This window comes from Arthrobacter sp. UYP4, assembly GCF_057291175.1.
This window is the reverse complement of sequence record NZ_JBXAVU010000003.1, coordinates 242,766-262,627: the sequence shown is the minus strand read 5'-3', so window position 1 is coordinate 262,627 and position 19,862 is coordinate 242,766. Positions and strand designations below refer to the sequence as shown.

Here is a 19,862-nt window from a genome sequence, read left to right as displayed (position 1 = left end):
GTCACTCAACCTCAGGGGTGTCGGGGTGGATCCTTCAGGGGCAGGAGGAAGTCCTGCGGTTCGGGGCGAGCCCGGAGTCGGCCCGGCTCCCCGATGGCGGGAAACTGGGCTCGCGCGTGCCTACGGCCAGGTGTTGCGCGCCCAGTGCAGCAGGTTCGTCAGCGCATTGCCCCCGGCGGCGACGTTCTGTCGTGGTTCACCGAAGTTGTCCTCGCCACCCGAGTGGGTGCCGACGATATCGGGAGACCCCCCGAACCACCCGAAGACGGGTGCGCCGCTCTGGCCGCCCTCGGTGTCGGCGCGGTATTCGAGCTCCACGCCGGCGCCGTCGTTGTCGTCGTCGATGATCGGGAAATTGAGGAAGAGCCACGGCCGGTTGCCACCGTCCTTGTCCCACGGGTAACCGGGCAGAGTCCACACACTCTGGTCCTCCCAGCCCGGGTTGTAGGTCCGGAAACCGAACCACCCGAGGCTGCTGCCCAGCGCGACATCGAGCCGCATGACCGCCATGTCGTCGCCCTGCGCGTGGCTGCTGTACCCGTGGGCGCCGGTCACCCAGGACGCGGCCCACGCGCCATGGATGGATGCGCCGTCGTAGAAGGCCGGCACGAAGAGCGCCTTCCAGTTCGCGGAGCCCCAGGGGACCACGTGGCTCGCGGTCAGGATGCTGCGGGCTCCGATCAAGGACGCCGTACCCCACCATGTCCAGTTCGGTGCAGCGGCATCGGTCCAGACGAAGATACGGCCGACGACGGAGAAGGGGTAGGCGTTGGGGTAGTACGCCGACCTGCCGTCGCCCTCGATGACCCATTCCGGGCGCACTTTCGCCCCGTTCCTGCGGACGAGGCGGGTCGGTTCGACCACGGGGGCGAGGACCGGCGTCGGCGCGACGGCGACCCAGTCCGGAATGTAGGAGGAGCCGGCGCTGCCCGCCGGATCCTCCTGGCCCTGCAGATCCGTGACGGCGGCCTCGACATCCGACAGGGTCGACGGTTCCACCGCCTTCACCACGATGCCGAGGACCGTCCCGGGATCGCTGACCGTCATACGCCCTTCCGCGTTGGTGCGGAAAGCGCTGGACGCATCGCCGAGCACAGCCGCGGAGGGCAGGCGGTCGAAGACGAGGTAGTTCCGGGGGTCGTGCAGTTCGGAGGGCGGGTCGCCCTGTTGCGGGCGGGTGCGGGACATGATGCGGTCCAGCGGTTCCGGCGAATCGTTCGTCATGGTCTCTCCTCGAGCGGCGGTGCGTGGGTGCCGGCCATCAGCCGGTCCGTCGTCGCCTGGCGCGACCCGTGGCCTACACGGGACAGTGAACCAGCCGGAGTTCACCCGGCTCCTCAGCCGGTCGGCGCCGGAGCGTGCGATCACCCTAGGCCCGACGGCGTTACCGCCGCGTTATGGTCGCGTTACCGGCCGGGCGGGCGCCATGAGGAGCACCACCGCACCTCGGTGGCCTGGGGCCACTAAACTGGGGAAGTGACACAGCCCCTGCTGACGCTTCCCTACCTGATCCGGCCGGCCACGGTGGACGACGCCGAGGCGTACGCGCGTACCCACGTGGCAGGGCTGCACGAGACGTACGAGCAGATCATGCCGCGGGAGTACCACGAGTTCTACGACGCCGAGCTGCCCGCGATGATCGAGCGGCAGCGCGAGGCGTTCCAGCACGCGGAACGCACCCGCGGCAGCGCGCGGAGCTGGCTGGCGTTCGACGACGACGGCGCGCCGGTCGCGATCGCGACCTCCGGTCCTGGACGCGACGAGGACCGCCCCGACTTCGAACTGCACCACATCTACACCCTCCGCTCCACGCACGGGACGGGGCTCGGGCAGCGCCTGATGGACATCGCGATCGGCACACGGGCGGCCTACCTGTGGATCCTGAACGGCAACCCGCGGGCCGAGCGCTTCTACCGCCGCAACGGCTTCGAACCCGACGGCACCTCGATGCTGTGCGGGCCCACCTGGCACCATCGGCCCATGTTCCGCATGCACCGTCCGGACCAGCGATGAGAGGGTGCACCTGATGGCGAAGCCCTCGGGGGCACGACCCGAGATCGGCGAGTTCCCCATCGACACCGGGACCTGCGAGCTCGAACCCGATCCGTACAACCCGAACGGCTGGGTGCTGCGCATCAACGGCGTACCCAGCTCCCACATCGACCTGGCCGATCCGCTGCAGCTGGATTTCGAGTACATGCGCTGGATCGCATCGCTCGTCGATTCGCGCTGGGCGTCCACGGACAGGCTCCGCGTGCTCCACCTCGGCGGGGGAGCGTGCTCGCTCGCACGCCGTTTCGCCGCCTCCCACCCGCCGGCGCGCCAGGTCGTCGTCGAACTCGACGGGCGGTTGGCCGAACTGGTGCGCCAGTGGTTCGACCTGCCCCGGGCACCGCTCGTGCGCATCCGCGTCGGTGAGGCCCGCGCCGTGACGGAGTCGCTCAGCGAGGACAGCCGCGACCTCGTCATCCGGGATGTCTTCGCGGGCGCCGTGACCCCGGTGCCCCTGACGACCCAGGAATTCACGCGGGCCGCCAAACGCGTCCTCGCAGCCGACGGGGTCTATGTGGTGAACTGCGGCGACAGCCCGAACCTCGCGATGGCCAAGCGGGAGGCCGCGACGATCGGCGCCGAGTTCGCGCACACCGTGATCATCGCCGATCCGGCCATGCTGAAGGGCAGGCGCTACGGCAACGTGATCATCGCAGGGAGCGATGCGCCCCTCGGCGAGGATCCGGGGCTGGCCCGGGAACTGCTGGGCGGGGGAGTGCCCGCCCACCTCTGGCAGGACGCGCGGGTGCGGATGTTCTCGGCCGGCGCGCAGCTCCTCGCGGACTGACCGCCCGCGGAGGCGTGCGCGGCCGGCCGTGCGGACCGCTGCGCGGACGGCGTCCGCCACGTCGCAGCGATGCCGACCTCACGGGCGGCCCGTCGGGCGCGCTCCCCGGCCCGCCGCTCGACCGGCCGCGCTGCCGGATCGAGCGCCGTAACGCCCTCGGCCCCTCCCGTGAAGGGGCGCCGCCGTCGCGCGTACGGCCGCCGGACGCGGTCCGTCCACACTAGGCTGGCAGCGTGGAACTGGGACTGCTGGGCATCATCGGGATCGCCGTCCTCGTGGCGGTCGCGGTGCTCTCCAGGCGCGTGGGCGTCGCGGCTCCCCTCATCCTCGTCGTCGTCGGCATCGCGCTCTCCTTCGTGCCCGGTGTCCCGAGCTTCAGCATCCCCGACGAGTGGATCCTGGCGGGCATCCTGCCGCCCCTGCTGTACGCCGCGGCGATCAAGACGCCCGTCACGGACTTCCGCCGGAACGTCACGCCGATCGCCAGCCTGTCCGTCGCACTCGTCGTGATCTCCGCCTTCGCCACCGGACTCCTCCTCCACGCGCTGCTGCCCGGCCTGGGTCTCGCCGCCGCGGTCGCGCTCGGCGCGGTGATCAGCCCGCCCGACGCCGTCGCCGCAACCTCGATCGGCCGCCGGCTGGGCCTCCCGCCCCGGCTGCTCACGGTGCTGGAGGGCGAGGGCCTCGTCAACGACGCGACCGCGCTGGTGCTCCTCCGCAGCGCCATCGCGGCGTCCGCCGGGGCACTGAGCGGCTTCGGTGCGGCCGTCGGTGACTTCGCGTACGCCGTCGTCGTCGCCGTCGTCGTCGGCTACGCCGTGGGCGTGGTCACGGTCTTCCTCCGGTCCAAGCTCGACGATCCGGTGCTGGACACGGCGCTGTCCCTCGCCGTCCCGTTCGTCGCCTTCCTCCCCGCCGAGGAGCTCGGTGCGTCCGGGGTGCTGGCCGTGGTGGTCGCCGGGATCTACACCGGTCACCGCAGCGCGAGCCAGTTCGACGCCCGGGCCCGCATCAGCGACAACGTGAACTGGCGGACCGTGCAGTTCCTGCTGGAGAACGGCGTGTTCCTCCTCATCGGGCTCGAGGTCAGGACCCTGCTGCAGAACATCGACGAGTCCCTGCTGACGGTGCAGCAGACGGTGCTGATCGGTCTCCTCGCGACGCTCGCCCTGATCGTCCTGCGGTTCCTCTGGGTCTTCCCGCTCGTGCTGCTGATGCGGAGACTGCCGAGCCGGGCGGAACGGCGGACGCTGCAGCTGCGCCGCGGTCTCGGCCGCCTCAAGAAACAGCCGACGCTCGACGCCCGGCAGGAACGCCGCAAACGTGCCCTCACGAGGCTGTACGAGCGCCGCCGGGCCGACCTCGAGCTCGAACGGCGGGAGGGGTTCGGCTGGAGGGGCGCCACCGTGCTCGGCTGGTCGGGAATGCGCGGGGTGGTCACCCTGGCGGCCGCGCAGTCCCTGCCGGAGTCGTTCGCCTACCGGGAGCAGCTCGTGCTTATCGCGTTCACCGTCGCCGTCACCACCCTCCTGGTGCAGGGCAGCACCCTGCCCGCACTCATCCGCGTCCTGAGGATCGAGGGCATCGACGCGGACACCGACCGTGAGGAATCCGCCACCCTCTTCGACGAGCTGCGCACCGAGGGGCTGCGGATCCTGGACGACCCGCAGCAGATCGTCGGTGAGGACGTGCAGGTGGACGAGGACGTGCTGGAACGGGTGCGGACCGACACCGGCATGCGGTCGGAATTCGAGTGGGAGAAGGCGCGCCTGCCGGAGCAGAAGCTGGTGCGCTCACCGCACCGCCAGTACCGGGACCTCCGGCTGGCCGTGCTCGAGGCGGAACGGCAGGCGCTTTTGGCAGCGCGGGCACGCGGCACCTACTCGTCCCGCGTGCTGGCGAAGGCGCAGCGCATCCTGGACGTCGAGGAGACCCGGCTGCGTCCGCGGGGCGGATCGTCCTAGCGCCGTCCGGGTGCTGCCCCGACGCGTGCACGGTCGCCGACATCCGGGAGGAGCATGCCGGCCGCGACGACGATCACACCCCGCCCGACCGGCCCAGCAACTGCGGCTCCAGCGCCTGCGTCCCCTCCCGCAGCGCCTCCACCACGGCGGCGACGGCGGGTTGCCGCAGCGCGTCGGGACGCACCACCAGCCAGTAGTCCAGCTGCTCGGCGACCAGTCCGGGCAGGAGCCGCACGAGGTCCGGATGCCGGTCCGCCATGAAGCACGGCAGGAGGCCGAGGCCCGCACCCGTCCGCGTCGCCTCGACGTGGACGAACACGTTCGTGGAACTCAGCGCATCGCGCATCGCGGGCAGCAGGCGCCGCGGTGCGTCGAGGCTGTCCACCTGGAGCATCGAGTCGATGAAGTACACGAGCGGGTGGGTGACCACCTCCGCCAGGTCCGACGGCGTGCCGTGCTCCTCCAGGTAGTCCCGGGACGCGTAGAGCCCGAGCACGTAGGCCCCGAGCCGCGTGGCCTCGGCCCGGTGCACCTGCGGTTCGCCCACCACCACCTCGAAGTCGAGGCCCGTCCGCGTCTGGGAGGCCCTGCGGGTGGCGGCGACGATCTCGATGCTCAGCCGCGGGTTGCGGGCCCGGAGCCGCGCGAAGGCCGGGGCGGCGATGAACGCGCTGAAGCCGTCCGTGGCACTCATGCGGACGACGCCGGTGAGCGCGCCGCCGTCGTCACCGGCCAGCTGCGCGACGGCCGCGGCGACTCCCGCCGCGGCATCCGCTGCCCGCCTGCCCAGGTCCGTGAGCTCCCAGCCGCCCGTGCCACGGGACAGGACGTGCCCGCCGAGGGCCTTCTCGAGGGCCGCGATCCGCCGGGAGACGGTGGTGTGGTTGAGACCGAGGCTGTCCGCCGCCGTGGTGAAGCGACCGGTCTGCGCGACGGCCCGGAGGACGAGGAGATCCTGTGCGTTCGGGGCAGCCATGTGTGCAGTATCGCAGGGTAGGCGTGCCGAAGTAGTCATTGGTCCCACTCCGTCGTGCAGGAATACTCAGGTGGTGTGCGGGGAGCGGCCCCGCCGAGCATGCGCGGAAGGAAAGCCATGAGCCTCGACGAAGCGGCGGCGACGTCCTACATCGGACCCGGGGGCAGGGCCGGCACGCAGCCCGCCGGCCGTTCCGAGGGAAGTCTCGGCGGTCGGAGGGCCGTCATCACCGGCGGCGCCAGCGGCATCGGCGCGGCCTGCGCGCGCAGCCTCGCCGCCCGCGGCGCTTCCGTGGTCGTCGCCGACCGCGACGGGCAGGGCGCGGCGGCCCTGGCGCAGGATCTGGAGGGGGAGGCCTGGGCCGTCGACCTGCTCGACACCGCGGCGCTCGAAGACCTGACCCTCGACGCGGACATCCTGGTCAACAACGCCGGCATCCAGACGGTCAGCGCCATCCAGGACTTCCGCCCCGACGATTTCCGCCGGATCCAGAAGCTCATGGTCGAGGTTCCGTTCCTGCTGATCCGCGCGGCGCTGCCGAGGATGTACGAGCGGGGTTTCGGCCGGATCATCAACATCTCCTCCGTCCACGGCCTGCGCGCCTCGCCGTTCAAATCGGCCTACGTCACGGCGAAGCACGGGCTGGAGGGTCTGTCCAAGGTCACGGCCCTCGAGGGTGGGGAGCGCGGGGTCACGAGCAACTGCGTGAATCCCGGCTACGTGCGGACGCCCCTGGTCGAGAACCAGCTCGCGGACCAGGCACGCCTGCACGGCATCAGCGAGGACGAGGTGCTCTCGAAGATCCTGCTCACGGAATCGGCGATCAAGCGCCTCGTCGAACCCGAGGAGGTGGCGTCGCTGGTCGCATGGCTCGCGGGCGACGACGCCGGGATGGTCACGGGCTCGTCCTACGTCATGGACGGCGGCTGGTCCGCGCGCTGAACCGCGCACCGACCTGCAGGACCGTCCCCCGGACAGCGACGACGGGGGCCCCCATCCGCCATCGTCGCCAGCCGTCGACGTGCGGTCCGTCGTCGCTCCTCCCACCCGGAGCGCTCGATGCGCGGGCAGGTTCGGACCCGCCCACTGATCGGCCCCGATCACCGGGCGGATCCGACGCCGGAGCGACCGACCGCCCACTGGGATCAGATGCCGAGGAGTTCCTCGATGGGGCCGATGCCGAAGAAGACCACGAAGGCCGCGGCCACGGCCCACATCAGCGGATGCACCTCGCGGCCGCGGCCCTGGATGGCGCGGATCAGCACGAAGGCGATGAAGCCGGCGCCGAGGCCGTTCGCGATCGAGTAGGTGAACGGCATGAGCGTGAAGGTCAGGAACGCCGGGATCGCGACGCCCCAGTCCTCGAAGTCGATGCGGCCGACCTGCGCCACCATCATGAAGCCGACCACCACGAGCGCGGGTGCCACGGCTTCGAACGGCACGAGGCTGATGAGGGGCGTGAAGAACATCGCGAGGAGGAAGAGCAGTCCCGTGACCACGTTCGCGAGGCCCGTGCGGGCACCCTCGCCGATACCCGCACCCGATTCCACGTAGATCTGGTTGGACGAGACCGAACCGGCACCACCGGCCACCGCGCCGAGCGCGTCGATCACGAGCACGCGATCGACCCCCGGGATGTTGCCCTTGGCGTCGACGAGCTTGGCCTCGTTGGCGAGCCCCACCATGGTGCCCATCGCGTCGAAGAAGATGCTGAGCAGGATCGTGAAGGTCAGCAGGATGGCGGCGGTGCCGCCGAGGTGCCCGAACGCCCCGAACAGGCTCACGTTGCCCACGAGGCTGAGGTCGGGCACGCCGATCCACGTACCGGAGGGCAGTTCCGGGACCACGAGGGACCAGCCCGCGGGGTTCGGCTCCTGGCCGGGGGAGACGCTGGCGCCGACGTCGAACAGGGCTTCGAGGACCACCGCGAGCACCGTCGCGGCGAGGACGCCGATCAGGATGGCGCCGCGCACCTTCCGCACCACGAGGGCGATGGTCAGGATGAGGCCGAAGACGAAGACGAGGGTGGGCCAGCCGATCAGTACTCCACCGAAACCGAGGCCCACCGGCACCGTGGTGTTGGCGACGTCGGGGACGCGGCGCACGAAGCCGGCATTGACCAGGCCGATCAGCGCGATGAACAGGCCGATTCCCACGACGATCGCGGTCTTGAGGCTCTCCGGGACGGCGTTGAAGACGGCCGTCCGGAATCCGGTCAGCACCAGGACGAGCATCGTGAGGCCGGCGAGCATGACGAGTCCCATGATGTCCGGCCAGGTGAGGCCCGGGTTGGTGGCGACGGTGATCGCCACGAACGCGTTGACGCCGAGCCCGGTGGCCAGCGCGAACGGGTACTTGGCCCAGGCGCCCATCAGGATGGTCAGGATGCCGGCGACGAGGGCGGTCACGGCGGCGACGCGTTCGAAGCCGAGCTCGCCGCCCGAGGAGTCGGCGCCGGCGAGGATGAGCGGATTCAGCACCACGATGTAGCTCATGGCGAAGAAGGTTGCGAGGCCGCCGCGGATCTCACGGGAGAACGTAGACCCCCGCTGCGTGATGTCGAAGTAGCGATCCAGCGCGGAACCAGTTTTGAGCATGGGGGATCCTAGGGCGGAAGGGTCGGGGAGCAATCGCGATACATTCTATCGCGGGCATGCCTGAAGGCTGCGTCCGTTACGCGCCCCTCCGGCCGGCGCGCTGCCGGGTCCCCAGCGCCCCCTCAGGGTCTCCGCGTAGGGTTGGAGCATGGTTGCCTCCCTCCTCCCGCCCGCCCAGCACCCGGCCACCCCGCGGCCGGGGCGTCGTCCCCTCCCTGCGGTCGCCGGGCTCGTCTCCGCCGTCCTGCTGGCACTCGCCATGCTGCTCGGTGCCGGCGGCGCAGCGAGCGCGCACGACGAACTGACCGGTACCGACCCGGCGGAGGGCACGACCCTCGACGTCCTGCCCCCCAGCCTGGAACTCACCTTCTCGAACGTGCCCTCGGGGATCGGCGCCCAGGTGCAGGTCCTCGACGAGTCCGGCGTGGACTGGGCGGACGGGCCCGTGCAGATCGTCGACCGGACCGCGACCCAGCCCCTGCGCACCGGCGCGCCGGCCGGGAGCTACACGGTCAACTGGCGCGTGGTGAGCTCGGACTCGCATCCCATCGAGGGCACGTTCGGCTTCAGCGCGCTGCAGGGTTCGACGACGGTACCGGACTCGGTGAGCACCGCCGGCCCGGTGGACACGGAAGAGGCCGAGGCCGGCGAGACGCAGACGGCGGGCGTCAGCGACTTCCCCTGGAGCATCATCCTGATGATCGCGGCGCTCGTGGCGATCGCCGTCGCGCTCGCGGTCACGGCACGCAAGCGGCTCGGCGCCGGCAAATAGGGCCGGCCGGCAGGCCGCAGCAGGGAAGGGCTATGCCCCCAGCGGCGAGATGGCCGCGAGGGGCGGCGCGATCCGGTTGAGGGCGGCCGGTCCCTGGGCCACGATGGCGTCGCTGACGAGTTTCGCCTGGCGGACGATCTCCCGGGTGGTGGGCGTCAGCAGTTCGCCGACGCCGACGAGGTGCAGGCCGATCGCGCGCAGGGCCGCCTTGAAGTCCCTGCCGATCGCGATGCCCATGGAACGGAGGAACTTCCGCAGTTCGTTCTGGGGGTACTTGGTGAGCACCACGTGGTCGGCGAGGAGCACGCCGTCGGCGGTCTGCACCGCCCATTTCTTGTGCCCCACGGGGCCCTTGATGAGCTTCGGATGCCCGATGATGCTGAGGTTCTCCGCCACGGTGGTCTGCCGGACATCGAGCTGGTGAGCCGTCGCATAACCGCGGAGGAGCCGCATGAGTTCGGTCCGTTCCGACAGGGAGACGGAGTCCGTCATGACCGTCCGCATGGCGCCGGAGTCGAAGCATTCGAGGCTCTCGACGACGATCGAATCGATGCCGCGGCGGCTCAGCTCGCTCGCGACGGCAAGTCCCGACAGCCCCGAGCCGATGACCACGGTGCTCGTATGCTCCGCGGGCGTGGGCATCGCGGACGCAGACCGGACCGGGTCGAGCGGCAAGGAATCCACCGGGTTACCTCCACTGGAAAGCATTGGTCCCGTACGGCCCGGCGCCTCTTCCGGGCCGTACGGACTCTTGGCTGCGAACGGGTCATCCAAGAGCACTTCGCGCGGGGGAAAAGGGCTCGGAAGCCTACCTCCGCGACGGGTCTTCGAAGCCTATATAACTTTTCAGACCGTGGATAGACCGATGATCTGCGGTGCGCTACAAATGGTTGACCGGCCGCTTCGGGCGGCGGAACACGCGACCGAAGGAGGCCTGCCGTGGGCAGCGAGCACACAGAGGGTTTGTCGCAGGGGCTGGCGCAGCACGGGATAGTCGTCGGCGTCGATGGTTCCGACCAGAGCACGTGCGCCCTGCTCTGGGCCGCCCAGGAGGCCGAGCGCCGCAGGGCTCCGCTCTACGTCGTGACCGCCTACACCGTCCCGGTCTTCGCGGCCTCCAGCATGGACGCCGGCTACGCCACTGTGGACGACGACGTGATCCGGGCCAGCGCGCAGTCCGTGCTCGACGACTCGCTCGGGCACCTCGATGGGATCACGGTGGATGTGCATCCGCGGATCGAGACGGGTGATGCCGCCGGCGTCCTGCTCGACCTCTCCGAGGAAGCGGAACTGATGGTCGTGGGATCCCGCGGGCGCGGTGGCTTCGTGGGCCGCCTCCTCGGGTCCGTCAGCAGCGCCCTGCCTGCCCATGCGAAATGTCCGACGGCGGTGATCCCGGTCTGCACGGGAGCCCGCCTCGGGCATCCGGAACTGGGACGGAAGTCCGTCAAGGACAAGCCGCCCGCCGTGGTGGAACCCGTGGTCGTGGTCGGCGTCGACGGTTCCGAACAGGCTCGCATGGCGTCTCTCGCCGCGGCCGAGGAAGCGCGGTCGCGGGGGCTCGCCCTCCGGGTCGTCTGCTCCGTCGCGCCCTTCAACGGCTCCCTCGCCTGGGTGCCCGCACCCGTCGACCGGGAAGCGCTCCATGCCGACCTCGCCGTCCAGCTCGCTGCCGGACGCGACTGGCTCCAGAGCCACTACCCCGACCTGGACATCCGGGTGGACCTCGTGGACGGGCCGCCGGCCGAGGTGCTCATCGAGGCCTCTGCCACGTCGGAGCTGCTCGTGGTCGGCACGCGGGGCCGCGGCGGCTTCGCGGGCATGCTCATGGGGTCCACGAGCCAGGGCGTCCTGCACCATGCCCGGGGTCCGGTGCTGATCGTCCCCGACAAGGCGGACCCGCGACTCGAGGACCGGAGCTCGTTCGGGCCGATGATCGCGCCGACCCGGTAGCGCACGGGCCGTCACCGGCCGGCCTCCGCAGGGCGGGCCTCAGCCCCAGCCCAGTTCGTGGAGCCGGTCGTCGTCGATGCCGAAGTGGTGCGCCACCTCGTGCACCACCGTCACCAGGATCTCCTCCACCAGTTCCTCGCGGGATTCGCAGAGTCGCATGAGGGGTCCGCGGAAGATGCTGATGCGGTCCGGCAGCGACCCCGCCTCCCACCACGCATCGCGCTCGGTGAGCGGGGTTCCCTCGTAGAGTCCCAGCAGTTGCGTGTCGGCAGGTTCCCCGGGCCCGGGCTCGTACTCCTCGACGACGAGGATGGCCACGTTGTCCATGGCGCGGGCGAGGTCGTCGGGGATCCGGTCGATGGCGTCGTCGACGGCTTCCTCGAACTCTGTGAGTGGGATCTCGAACGGCACGACCCGATCGTACAGAACGCACACCCGCGCCCCGGACGGGCACCGAGGGGTCGGGTGACGCCGCCGAGGCGCCGATTTTGTGTAATCGAGAATCTGCCCCTATAGTTTTATAGGTCCACGACAGGGAATGATCCGCCGGAAAAGCTAGCCCTCCGGAAGGTCGCAGGAACCCGAACTGTGGTTCTGGCCCCCATCGTCTAGTGGCCTAGGACACCGCCCTTTCACGGCGGCGACACGGGTTCGAATCCCGTTGGGGGTACGCACGAGATGCCCTCACGGGCGGTCAACCGCACGGCAAAGTGCTGGTAGGCTGGAACTCTTGCAAAACGGCAAGGAAAGATAGCAAGGCCCTGTAGCGCAGTTGGTTAGCGCGCCGCCCTGTCACGGCGGAGGTCGCGGGTTCAAGTCCCGTCAGGGTCGCTCAGGCGGCCGGATCCCCTCGGGGATTCCGGTCGGGCTGGATACGGTGATCATCGCGAAGATGGTCGCAAGGCTCTGTAGCTCAGTTGGTAGAGCGTTCGACTGAAAATCGAAAGGTCACCGGATCGACGCCGGTCGGAGCCACCGCCGAAAACCCCGCAGTTCCCCACGGAACGCGGGGTTTTTTTCTGCGCCCGATGTTCCCAGCCAACGCCGGGGTTCGAGCCGTAGCATCACGGCGGATGCCGGCAGCGGAAACGGTGGGCCGGCATGCCCGGTCCGTCCGGACCGGTCGGTACCCCCTGGGCACCCTGCGGTTGCCCAGGGGAACCACCTGGGATATTTGTGGAGCTTTCAAGCGTTGAACCCCCGGCAACCCCTCGAGACGAAAGGGCCTTCGTGAGACTCCTGCATGCGGTCCCCGGGCTGGCACTCGCCATGGCCCTGGCCGGGTGCAGCCAGGGTGCGACGGCCCCTGCCGAGACCATGCTCACCATGCCGGCCAGCCCGTCTCCCGGGCCCACGCTCCTCTCCGCGCCCCCCCAGGAGCCGGATCCGGCCGGATCCGGGGAGGGAGCGGCGGGCGGCGAGGAGACGGGGTCGGCGGTGGGCCCGGACCCGTCGGACCACTGCGTCATCGTGGCGGGCGGGGTCACCACGGCCATGCTCGCGCCGTTGAGCCTCCGCTCCAACTCGGATCCGGAGGAACTCGTCGCCCTCGAGCAGCAGATCCTCGACCTGCGGGAGAAGGTGCCGGCGGACCTGCGCGACGACTTCACCACCCTCGCCTATTCCGTCGAGGCCCCGCCGGAGGGGTCGGGCACATTCGACGAGAAGGCCTTCCGCCGTGCCATGGTCCCCGTGCAGGACTGGCTCGGCCGGCACTGCACCCACTCCTGACCGCGTCCCGCCGGTGGCGCCGGTCCTTCTGACAGGGCGCCCTGCCCCGCAGGCCGTGCCGTGGCTTAGGCTGGGCACAAGCGAAAGGGGTCGACGTCGATGATCGAGCAACCTCCAGGGCGGCCGCTGCCGGCCCTGCCGGACGCACCCGCCGGGCGGACCGTGATCGGTGACGCTGCTGCGGTGAAGATCGCAGCCATCGCTGCGCGGGCCGTACCGGGAGTCCACGCCCTGGGGCCCGGCGCCGGACGGGCCCTCGGAGCCATCCGGGACGCCGTCGGCGCGAACGATCCGGCGCACGGCGTGAAAGTGGAGGTGGGGCAGACCCAGCTCGCCGCGGACATCAGCCTCGTCGCCGTCTACGGCTACGCCCTCAATGCCCTGGCGGACTCCGTCCGGGTCGCCGTCTACGAGGCGTTGACCGATCTGGTGGGACTCGAGGTCATCGAGGTCAACGTCGAAGTCCTCGACGTGCACCTGCCGCCTCCGGCCGAGACGACCGGCGAACGCGTCCGCACGACGGGTTCCACCCAGCTGAAGCAACCGGTCGAGTGAGGCAGCCGTGACACCCACCATCATCGGTATGGCCACCGGAGCCGTCCTGGCTTTCGCCGCCCTCATCTTCGGGTTCTGGGGTTTCGTGCTGACCCTCGTGCTGGTCCTCGCCGGTGCCGTCCTCGGGCGCATCATCGAGGGCAGGCTCGACCTGCGCGGTGTCCTCGACGCCCTGTCCGGCCGACGCTCGTCCTCGTGACCACCGAGCCACTCCACGCCGCGACCACCCGTTCCATGGCTCCTCTCTCCGTGCCGCGGCACCGCGCGTCTCCCGGTGGGCACAACCGCATCACCACCCAGGCCCTGACGAGCACCGCGCAGGCCGCCGCTGCGGAAGTGCTCGGCGTGCAGCCCGCGCAGGTCCGGGCGTCGTTCACCGACGACCGCGGCCTGCTCGCCCTCCTCTTGGCCCTACCGCTGCCCGTCCCGCCCCTGGCCCGCGTGCTGGACGATCCCGGCGTCGTGGAGTCGTTCGGCGGCCCCCTGTGGGCGCGGGTGGAGGCGGCCCGTACGCCGATCCTGGAGCGCGTCGAGTCGCTCACCGGTGCACGCTTGAGCCGCGTCGACATCCGTGTCATCGGCAGCACCGTCGCCAAGGGGGCGAGGGTGCTGTGAGTGCGGATCCGCTGGACCGCTCGACACCTGCATCCACCGCCCGGCTCGTGCGCAGGGAGCTCCACTCCTCGCGGGCCATCGCCTCGGTGGGAACGGCGGTCCTGCTGATCGTGGCACTCCTCGTCCTGCTGTTCGAGGCGCTGCTGAAGGCGGTGGGGGACGAGCCGTTCCTCGTGGACCTCGAGGCCGCGGCAGCATGGGTCGGGACGCTGCCCGGTGCAGCACCCGCCTCCCTGCTCGGCGCCGGATCCGCCCTGCTGCTCGTGCTCGGAGCACTCCTCCTCCTGCTCGCCGTGCTGCCCGGCCGCAGACCCCGCTACACCATCCCGAACGAGCGGGCCGCGGTGGTCGTCGATGCCGAGGTGGTGGCGTCCTCGCTCGCCCGCAGGGCACGGGTGGCGGCAGGGGTGGCTCCCGAGCAGGTGCTCGTGACCGTGGGCCGGACGACCGTCACCGTGCAGGTCCGTCCGACGTCGGGTGTCCCTGTGGACGCCGATGCCGTGCGGGTGGCCGTCGCCGACGACCTCCGTCGTTCGAGCGTGGTGCCCGAACCCCGCATCACCGTCATCGTCGCCGAGTCGGGGGTGATCGGGCAGTGAACACCACCCCACGCGTACTCAACCGGCTCGTGCTCGCCGTCGTCGGACTCCTCGCCCTCGCCGCCGGAGCCTTCGGTCTCGCGCTCCTCGCCGTTCCCGCCGTCGCCTCCTGGTGGCGCGTCACCGCTCCGCGCATCGGGGAGGGCATCGACGGCGTCCGCGGCCGGACCACGCTCGAGGGGCAGGAGGACACCTGGCTGTGGGCTGCGCTCGCAGCCGTCCTCCTCGCGCTGGTCGTCCTGCTCGCGCTGTGGATCGCCGCACAGGGGAGGGGGCGGACCGGGGTGTTCGCCGCCGTCGGTGGGCCGGGCGGTTCCTCACCGCGTCCGGACGACGGCGGGACCGCGGGATCGGTGACGATCACCGCGGCGGCCGCCGAACAGGCGCTCAAGGCCGCGCTGCTCGAGCGTCCGGACCTCGCCGGCGCCTCGGTGAGCACCTGGGAGCTCCGGGGAGTCCCGGGTCTGCGCGTCCGGGTGTTCCCGAGGAAGGGGGTCCCGCCCTACACCGTCGCGGTCGAGGTCTCCCGCCTGGTCGAGGCTCTGGATGCGGTCACGGGGTACAGGACCCCCGTGCTCATCAGCATCAGTTCAGGGGCGCGCGTCCGCTTCACCAGGGCCGAGCGCGTCAGCTGACCCTGTGGACCAGGTCACGATTCCGTATCAAAGCCGCGTGGGGTCCCCGCCGGGTTGTCGGGCGCTTTGCAAGCGCTTACGCTGACTCTCATCATTCAGTGAGGCGGCACAACCCCGGCGCTCGGCTTTCGTGGCCGTCAGCCAGGTTCACGGAGTACCGCAAGACAAAGGAGTCTGTTTCCATGGCGAATATTCGCTCACGCAAGTATCTGCTGCCCACGGCAGCACTCAGCGTCTCCCTCTTCGCACTCGCGGGGTGCGGTTCCGGAGAATCCGACAGTGCCGGTTCGGGCGACGCGGACTGCGCCGCCTACGAGTCCTACGGGACGTTCGAGGACGCCGAGGTCAGCGTCTACTCGACGATCGTCGACGTCGAGGCTGAAAGGCTCGAGAACTCCTGGGCCGACTTCTCCGAATGCACCGGCATCGAGGTCGCATACGAGGGCTCGAAGGAGTTCGAGACCCAGATCGGCGTCCGCGCGCAGGGCGGGACGGCTCCCGACCTCGCGATCTTCCCGCAGCCGGGCCTGCTCGCCTCGCAGGCGGAGAACCTGAAGCCCGCCCCGCAGGCCGTCTCGGACCTCGTCGACGAGGGCTGGTCCCCCGACTGGAAGAAGTACGGCACCGTGGACGGCACCTTCTACGCCGCGCCGATGCTCGCGAACGTCAAGGGCTACGTCTGGTACGTCCCCGCGACCTTCGAGGAGAAGGGCTGGGAAGTCCCGACCACGTGGGACGAGATGACGGAGCTGACGGAGAAGATCGCCGGCGAGGAAGAGGAGATGAAGGCCTGGTGCGCAGGCTTCGAGTCCGGCGAGGCGACCGGCTGGCCGGGAACCGACTGGATCGAGGACGCGGTGCTCCGCGACCACGGCCCCGAGGTCTACGACCAGTGGGTGACCCACGAGATCCCGTTCGACGATCCCCGGATCGTCGAGTCCTTCGACCGCGTCGGTGACATCCTCAAGAACGACGACTACGTCAACGGTGGCTTCGGCGACTCGCGCTCCATCCTCTCGACCGCGTTCGCCGAGGCCGGCCAGCCCGTCCTCGACGGCCAGTGCGCCATGCACCACCAGGCCTCCTTCCAGGCGGCCAACTGGCCCGAGGACACCGAGGTCGCCGAAGACGGTGACGTCTGGGCCTTCATGACCCCTCCCGTCGATCCTGCCGCGGGTACGGCGATCACCGGTGGTGGCGAGATGGTGGGCGCCTACGCGGATCGCCCCGAGGTCGTCGCCCTGCAGTCCTTCATGGCGAGCGCCGAGTTCGCCAACGCCCGGGTATCCCAGGGCGGAGCGATCAGTGCCAACAAGGGACTGGACCCCGAGCTCGCAGGATCGGACCTCGACCGCCAGTCGATCGAACTGCTGCAGGACCCCAACACGGTGTTCCGCTTCGACGCCTCCGACATCATGCCCGGCGCCGTCGGATCCAACTCCTTCTGGAGCGGCATCGTGAACTGGATCAACGGTTCCTCCACGGAGGAAGTGACGCAGTCCGTCGAGGACAGCTGGCCGGCGTCCTGATGCGCTGACGGCCGGCGCCGGCACCCGAGAAGGTGCCGGTGCCGGCCGTCGCCGGTTGCTCAGGCTCCACCGCTCCGGGCGGTGGAGCCTGCCCGGCCGCACTTTTCCAAGATCACTTTCATCACGCGCACCAAGGAGGCTGGGCTGTGGAAGATTTCGCTGACAAAGGTTTACAGGTGGTGGTGGGACTCGCCATCTTCGCGGCCATCATCGGCCTCATCATGCTGGTCGTGGACCGGGCTCCGAAGTCCGGACGGGAGAAGCTCCAGGTCGCAGGGTTCCTGGCACCGGCCCTGATCCTGCTGGCCGTCGGGCTCGTCTTCCCGGCGCTCCAGACCTCGTACCTCTCCTTCACGGACCGCAACGGGGAGTTCGTCGGACTGGACAACTTCGTGTGGATGTTCACGCAGCCCGAGGCCCTGGTGACCCTGAGGAACACCCTGATCTGGGTGGTCCTCGTCCCGTTGCTCGCGTCCTCGATCGGCCTGGCCTACGCGGTGTTCATCGACCGCGCCCGGGGCGAGAAGGCGCTGAAGGCCCTGGTCTTCATGCCCATGGCCATCTCCTTCGTCGGAGCCGGCGTGATCTGGCGCTTCGTCTACGCCTACAAGGGCGCCGAGCAGGACCAGATCGGGCTCCTGAACCAGATCCTCGTGTGGCTGGGACAGGAACCCAAGCAGTTCCTGCTCGACGCCCCGGAGAACACGTTCTTCCTGATCGCCGTCATGATCTGGATCCAGACCGGTTTCGCGATGGTGGTCCTGTCCGCCGCCATCAAGGGCATCCCCACGGAGATCGTCGAGGCGGCGAGGCTCGACGGCGCCAGTGCGTGGCAGCAGTTCCGCAACGTCACCATCCCCACGATCCGTGGCTCCCTGATCGTCGTGATCACGACGATCACGATCGGGACGCTCAAGGTCTTCGACATCGTCCGGACCATGACCGCAGGCCAGTACGAGACGTCGGTGGTCGCCAACGAGATGTACACCCAGGCGTTCAGGGCGGGTGAGCCCGGACGGGGCGCCGCACTGGCACTGGTCCTGTTCCTGATGGTGCTGCCCGTGGTGGTCTACAACGCCCGGCTGCTCCGCAAGCAGAAGGAGATCCGATGAGCACCGTGCCCCTGCACAACGACAAAGAGCTCCTGCCGGACGTCAAGGACGACGCCACCGCCGGCACCCCGACCATGCAGAAGCGCGTCCGGCAGCGGCTGACATCGCGCGGGGCGACCGCTGCCGCGATCATCATCGCCGTGATCTGGACCGTCCCCACCTTCGGGCTCCTGATCTCGTCCTTCCGCCCCGAGGACAACATCAAGGGCAACGGCTGGTGGAACGCCATCCTCGACCGCCAGTTCACCCTGGAGAACTACGCCGACGTCCTCAGCCCCGGGGGCAGCCAGTCGCCGAACCTGCTCTCCTACTTCGTGAACTCCCTGGCGATCGTGATCCCCGGTACCGTCTTCACGCTGGTCCTGGGCGCCATGGCGGCCTACATGTTCGCCTGGGGCCGGTTCAGGGGGAAGGACGGCCTGTTCATCTTCGTCTTCGCCCTGCAGATCGTCCCCCTCCAGATGGCGCTGATCCCGCTGCTCCAGCTCTTCACGCAGGTCCTGAAGTTCGGCGAGTTCCAGCTGCTGCCGAGCGGCACCTACGCACAGCTCTGGGTGGCCCACACCATCTTCGGGCTGCCGCTGGCCATCTTCCTCCTGCACAACTTCATCGCGGAGATCCCCGGTGAGGTCATCGAGGCGGCGCGCGTGGACGGGGCCGGTCACAGCACCATCTTCTGGCGCATCATCGTCCCGCTGGCAACGCCGGCGCTGGCCTCCTTCGGCATCTTCCAGTTCCTCTGGCTGTGGAACGACCTCCTCGTCGCGCTCGTCTTCTCCGGCGGCGGGGCGGACGTCGCACCGATCACCCAGCGCCTGGCCGAGATCCAGGGCTCCCGCGGCGGTGAGTGGCAGCGGCTGACGGCGGGCGCCTTCGTGTCCATCATCGTCCCGCTCGCGGTGTTCTTCGGGCTCCAGCGCTACTTCGTGCGCGGCCTCCTCGCCGGCGGCCTCAAGGGCTGAGCTCATGACCAGCATCGACGACGTCGCGGCGTCCCTCGGCGTCTCCACGGCCACGGTGTCCCGCGCACTGCGCGGGCTGCCGGGAGTGGCCGAGGAGACGCGCGCGCGGGTCAACTCCACGGCGAAGGAGCTGGGGTACGTGCCGTCGTCGTCGGCGTCCGGACTCGCGTCCGGACGCACGATGGCGATGGGCGTCCTGGTCCCGGTGATCGACCGCTGGTTCTTCTCGGCCGTCCTCGAGGGCATCGACCGACGGTTGCGCGCGGCCGGCTACGACCTCGTGCTGTTCAGCCTCGGCGGGGACGGGGTGAACCGCGACCGCGTGTTCCACCGCTCCATCCTGCGACGGCGCATCGACGCCCTGCTCGTCATGTCCATGCACCTGACGCCGGAGGAGCGGAAGGCGGTCCAGCAGCTGGACTACCCGAACCTCGTGATCGGCGGTGCGGTCGAGGGCGTACGCCACGTCGGGATCGACGACGCACAGGCTGCCCGCGACGCCGTGGAGCACCTGATCGGGCTCGGCCACACGCGGATCGCCCACATGCGCGGCGGGGGGTCCTTCGACATCGACTTCGAGGTGCCGCGACTCAGGGAGCAGGCCTTCCGGGACGCCATGACCGACCACGGGCTGACGGTGCGGGAGGACTGGACGGCCTTCGGCGACTTCCGGTTCGTCACCTCGCGCGCGTCGGCCCTGGCGATGCTCGCCGATCCCCGGGACCGCCCGACGGCGGTGTTCTGCTCCTCCGACGAGATGGCGTTCGGCGTGCTGACGGCGGCTGCCGAGCTGGGCATCGACGTGCCCCGCGACCTGTCGGTCATCGGCATCGACGACCACGAGTTCGCCGAGCCGATGGGCCTGACCACCATCCGGCAGGACCCCGCGGGACAGGGCGCCTACGCGGCCGATCTCCTGCTCGGGGAGCTGATGCGCAACGAACCGGCGGACGACCCGCCGTCCCGGCCGCACGCACTGGTCGTCCGGAAGTCGACGGGGCCGGCCCCGTCCTGAGCGCCCCG

21 protein-coding genes and 3 tRNA genes are annotated in these 19,862 nt (G+C 70.1%); 19 read left to right on the top strand and 5 right to left on the bottom strand.

What is annotated here, in order from left to right; genetic code table 11:
* Positions 1 to 120: 120 nt before the first annotated feature.
* Positions 121 to 1,224 (bottom strand): trypsin-like serine peptidase, encoded by a 1,104-nt coding sequence (locus tag AC0Z9V_RS13435; RefSeq protein WP_485141802.1) that lies wholly within the window; start codon positions 1,222 to 1,224, stop codon positions 121 to 123.
* 252 nt (positions 1,225 to 1,476) lie between these two features.
* Between AC0Z9V_RS13435 and AC0Z9V_RS13430 the strand changes: the two genes are divergently transcribed.
* The 3 genes from AC0Z9V_RS13430 to AC0Z9V_RS13420 all read left to right on the top strand — a co-directional run bounded on the left by AC0Z9V_RS13430 (position 1,477) and on the right by AC0Z9V_RS13420 (position 4,803).
* Positions 1,477 to 2,013 (top strand): GNAT family N-acetyltransferase, encoded by a 537-nt coding sequence (locus AC0Z9V_RS13430; protein WP_244186064.1) that lies wholly within the window; start codon positions 1,477 to 1,479, stop codon positions 2,011 to 2,013.
* 13 nt (positions 2,014 to 2,026) lie between these two features.
* Positions 2,027 to 2,839: a spermidine synthase gene (locus AC0Z9V_RS13425; RefSeq protein WP_485141801.1), complete on the top strand. Its 813-nt coding sequence runs from the start codon at positions 2,027 to 2,029 to the stop codon at positions 2,837 to 2,839.
* A 233-nt stretch (positions 2,840 to 3,072) separates the two neighbouring features.
* Positions 3,073 to 4,803: a cation:proton antiporter gene (locus AC0Z9V_RS13420; RefSeq protein ID WP_485141800.1), complete on the top strand. Its 1,731-nt coding sequence runs from the start codon at positions 3,073 to 3,075 to the stop codon at positions 4,801 to 4,803.
* A 73-nt stretch (positions 4,804 to 4,876) separates the two neighbouring features.
* On the opposite strand, the gene AC0Z9V_RS13415 is transcribed toward AC0Z9V_RS13420, so the two are convergent.
* Positions 4,877 to 5,779: a LysR family transcriptional regulator gene (locus tag AC0Z9V_RS13415; protein ID WP_133080248.1), complete on the bottom strand. Its 903-nt coding sequence runs from the start codon at positions 5,777 to 5,779 to the stop codon at positions 4,877 to 4,879.
* Positions 5,780 to 5,896: 117 nt separating this feature from the next.
* On the opposite strand from AC0Z9V_RS13415, the gene AC0Z9V_RS13410 reads away from it, so the two are divergent.
* Positions 5,897 to 6,721 (top strand): 3-hydroxybutyrate dehydrogenase, encoded by an 825-nt coding sequence (locus AC0Z9V_RS13410; RefSeq protein ID WP_485141799.1) that lies wholly within the window; start codon positions 5,897 to 5,899, stop codon positions 6,719 to 6,721.
* A gap of 203 nt (positions 6,722 to 6,924) precedes the next feature.
* On the opposite strand, the gene AC0Z9V_RS13405 is transcribed toward AC0Z9V_RS13410, so the two are convergent.
* Positions 6,925 to 8,376: an NCS2 family permease gene (locus tag AC0Z9V_RS13405; protein ID WP_485141798.1), complete on the bottom strand. Its 1,452-nt coding sequence runs from the start codon at positions 8,374 to 8,376 to the stop codon at positions 6,925 to 6,927.
* 148 nt (positions 8,377 to 8,524) lie between these two features.
* Here AC0Z9V_RS13405 and AC0Z9V_RS13400 point away from each other — a divergent pair, with 148 nt between their 5' ends.
* Positions 8,525 to 9,148, top strand: a complete 624-nt coding sequence (locus AC0Z9V_RS13400) for a copper resistance CopC family protein (protein ID WP_485141797.1) — start codon at positions 8,525 to 8,527, stop codon at positions 9,146 to 9,148.
* A gap of 30 nt (positions 9,149 to 9,178) precedes the next feature.
* On the opposite strand, the gene AC0Z9V_RS13395 is transcribed toward AC0Z9V_RS13400, so the two are convergent.
* Positions 9,179 to 9,832, bottom strand: coding sequence for an FAD-dependent monooxygenase (locus tag AC0Z9V_RS13395; protein WP_244186150.1), 654 nt, complete (start codon positions 9,830 to 9,832; stop codon positions 9,179 to 9,181).
* Positions 9,833 to 10,087: 255 nt separating this feature from the next.
* Between AC0Z9V_RS13395 and AC0Z9V_RS13390 the strand changes: the two genes are divergently transcribed.
* Positions 10,088 to 11,101 carry a universal stress protein gene (locus AC0Z9V_RS13390; protein WP_208740465.1) on the top strand — a complete coding sequence of 338 codons (1,014 nt, stop codon included), beginning with the start codon at positions 10,088 to 10,090 and terminating at the stop codon, positions 11,099 to 11,101.
* 39 nt (positions 11,102 to 11,140) lie between these two features.
* On the opposite strand, the gene AC0Z9V_RS13385 is transcribed toward AC0Z9V_RS13390, so the two are convergent.
* Positions 11,141 to 11,512, bottom strand: a complete 372-nt coding sequence (locus AC0Z9V_RS13385; protein WP_244186151.1) for a metallopeptidase family protein — start codon at positions 11,510 to 11,512, stop codon at positions 11,141 to 11,143.
* A gap of 186 nt (positions 11,513 to 11,698) precedes the next feature.
* On the opposite strand from AC0Z9V_RS13385, the gene AC0Z9V_RS13380 reads away from it, so the two are divergent.
* From AC0Z9V_RS13380 to AC0Z9V_RS13320, 13 genes are all read left to right on the top strand, one after another.
* A tRNA-Glu gene (locus AC0Z9V_RS13380) sits at positions 11,699 to 11,771 on the top strand.
* Between the two features lie 87 nt (positions 11,772 to 11,858).
* Positions 11,859 to 11,932 (top strand) — tRNA-Asp (locus AC0Z9V_RS13375).
* Between the two features lie 71 nt (positions 11,933 to 12,003).
* Positions 12,004 to 12,076 (top strand) — tRNA-Phe (locus AC0Z9V_RS13370).
* Positions 12,077 to 12,331: 255 nt separating this feature from the next.
* Complete coding sequence (locus tag AC0Z9V_RS13365; RefSeq protein WP_485141796.1) at positions 12,332 to 12,832, top strand: hypothetical protein; 501 nt, start codon at positions 12,332 to 12,334, stop codon at positions 12,830 to 12,832.
* Between the two features lie 99 nt (positions 12,833 to 12,931).
* The gene (locus tag AC0Z9V_RS13360) at positions 12,932 to 13,387 is read left to right on the top strand and encodes an Asp23/Gls24 family envelope stress response protein (protein ID WP_133080255.1); all 456 of its coding nucleotides are present in this window, start codon (positions 12,932 to 12,934) and stop codon (positions 13,385 to 13,387) included.
* 7 nt (positions 13,388 to 13,394) lie between these two features.
* Complete coding sequence (locus tag AC0Z9V_RS13355) at positions 13,395 to 13,586, top strand: DUF2273 domain-containing protein (RefSeq protein WP_133080256.1); 192 nt, start codon at positions 13,395 to 13,397, stop codon at positions 13,584 to 13,586.
* Complete coding sequence (locus AC0Z9V_RS13350; protein WP_459268809.1) at positions 13,583 to 14,002, top strand: hypothetical protein; 420 nt, start codon at positions 13,583 to 13,585, stop codon at positions 14,000 to 14,002. Before AC0Z9V_RS13355 ends, AC0Z9V_RS13350 begins: the two co-directional genes overlap by 4 nt.
* Positions 13,999 to 14,601 (top strand): DUF6286 domain-containing protein, encoded by a 603-nt coding sequence (locus AC0Z9V_RS13345; RefSeq protein ID WP_244186121.1) that lies wholly within the window; start codon positions 13,999 to 14,001, stop codon positions 14,599 to 14,601. Before AC0Z9V_RS13350 ends, AC0Z9V_RS13345 begins: the two co-directional genes overlap by 4 nt.
* Entirely contained in the window at positions 14,598 to 15,236 is a 639-nt protein-coding gene (locus AC0Z9V_RS13340; RefSeq protein ID WP_485141795.1) for a hypothetical protein, read from the top strand. The genes AC0Z9V_RS13345 and AC0Z9V_RS13340 overlap by 4 nt, the downstream gene beginning before the upstream one ends.
* Before the next feature lie 182 nt (positions 15,237 to 15,418).
* Positions 15,419 to 16,765 carry an ABC transporter substrate-binding protein gene (locus AC0Z9V_RS13335; protein WP_485141794.1) on the top strand — a complete coding sequence of 449 codons (1,347 nt, stop codon included), beginning with the start codon at positions 15,419 to 15,421 and terminating at the stop codon, positions 16,763 to 16,765.
* A gap of 146 nt (positions 16,766 to 16,911) precedes the next feature.
* Entirely contained in the window at positions 16,912 to 17,877 is a 966-nt protein-coding gene (locus AC0Z9V_RS13330) for a carbohydrate ABC transporter permease (protein WP_133080259.1), read from the top strand.
* Between the two features lie 74 nt (positions 17,878 to 17,951).
* On the top strand, positions 17,952 to 18,839 hold the full coding sequence (locus AC0Z9V_RS13325; protein ID WP_244186274.1) for a carbohydrate ABC transporter permease: 888 nt from the start codon (positions 17,952 to 17,954) through the stop codon (positions 18,837 to 18,839).
* A 4-nt stretch (positions 18,840 to 18,843) separates the two neighbouring features.
* On the top strand, positions 18,844 to 19,854 hold the full coding sequence (locus tag AC0Z9V_RS13320) for a LacI family DNA-binding transcriptional regulator (RefSeq protein ID WP_485141793.1): 1,011 nt from the start codon (positions 18,844 to 18,846) through the stop codon (positions 19,852 to 19,854).
* Positions 19,855 to 19,862: the final 8 nt, after the last annotated feature.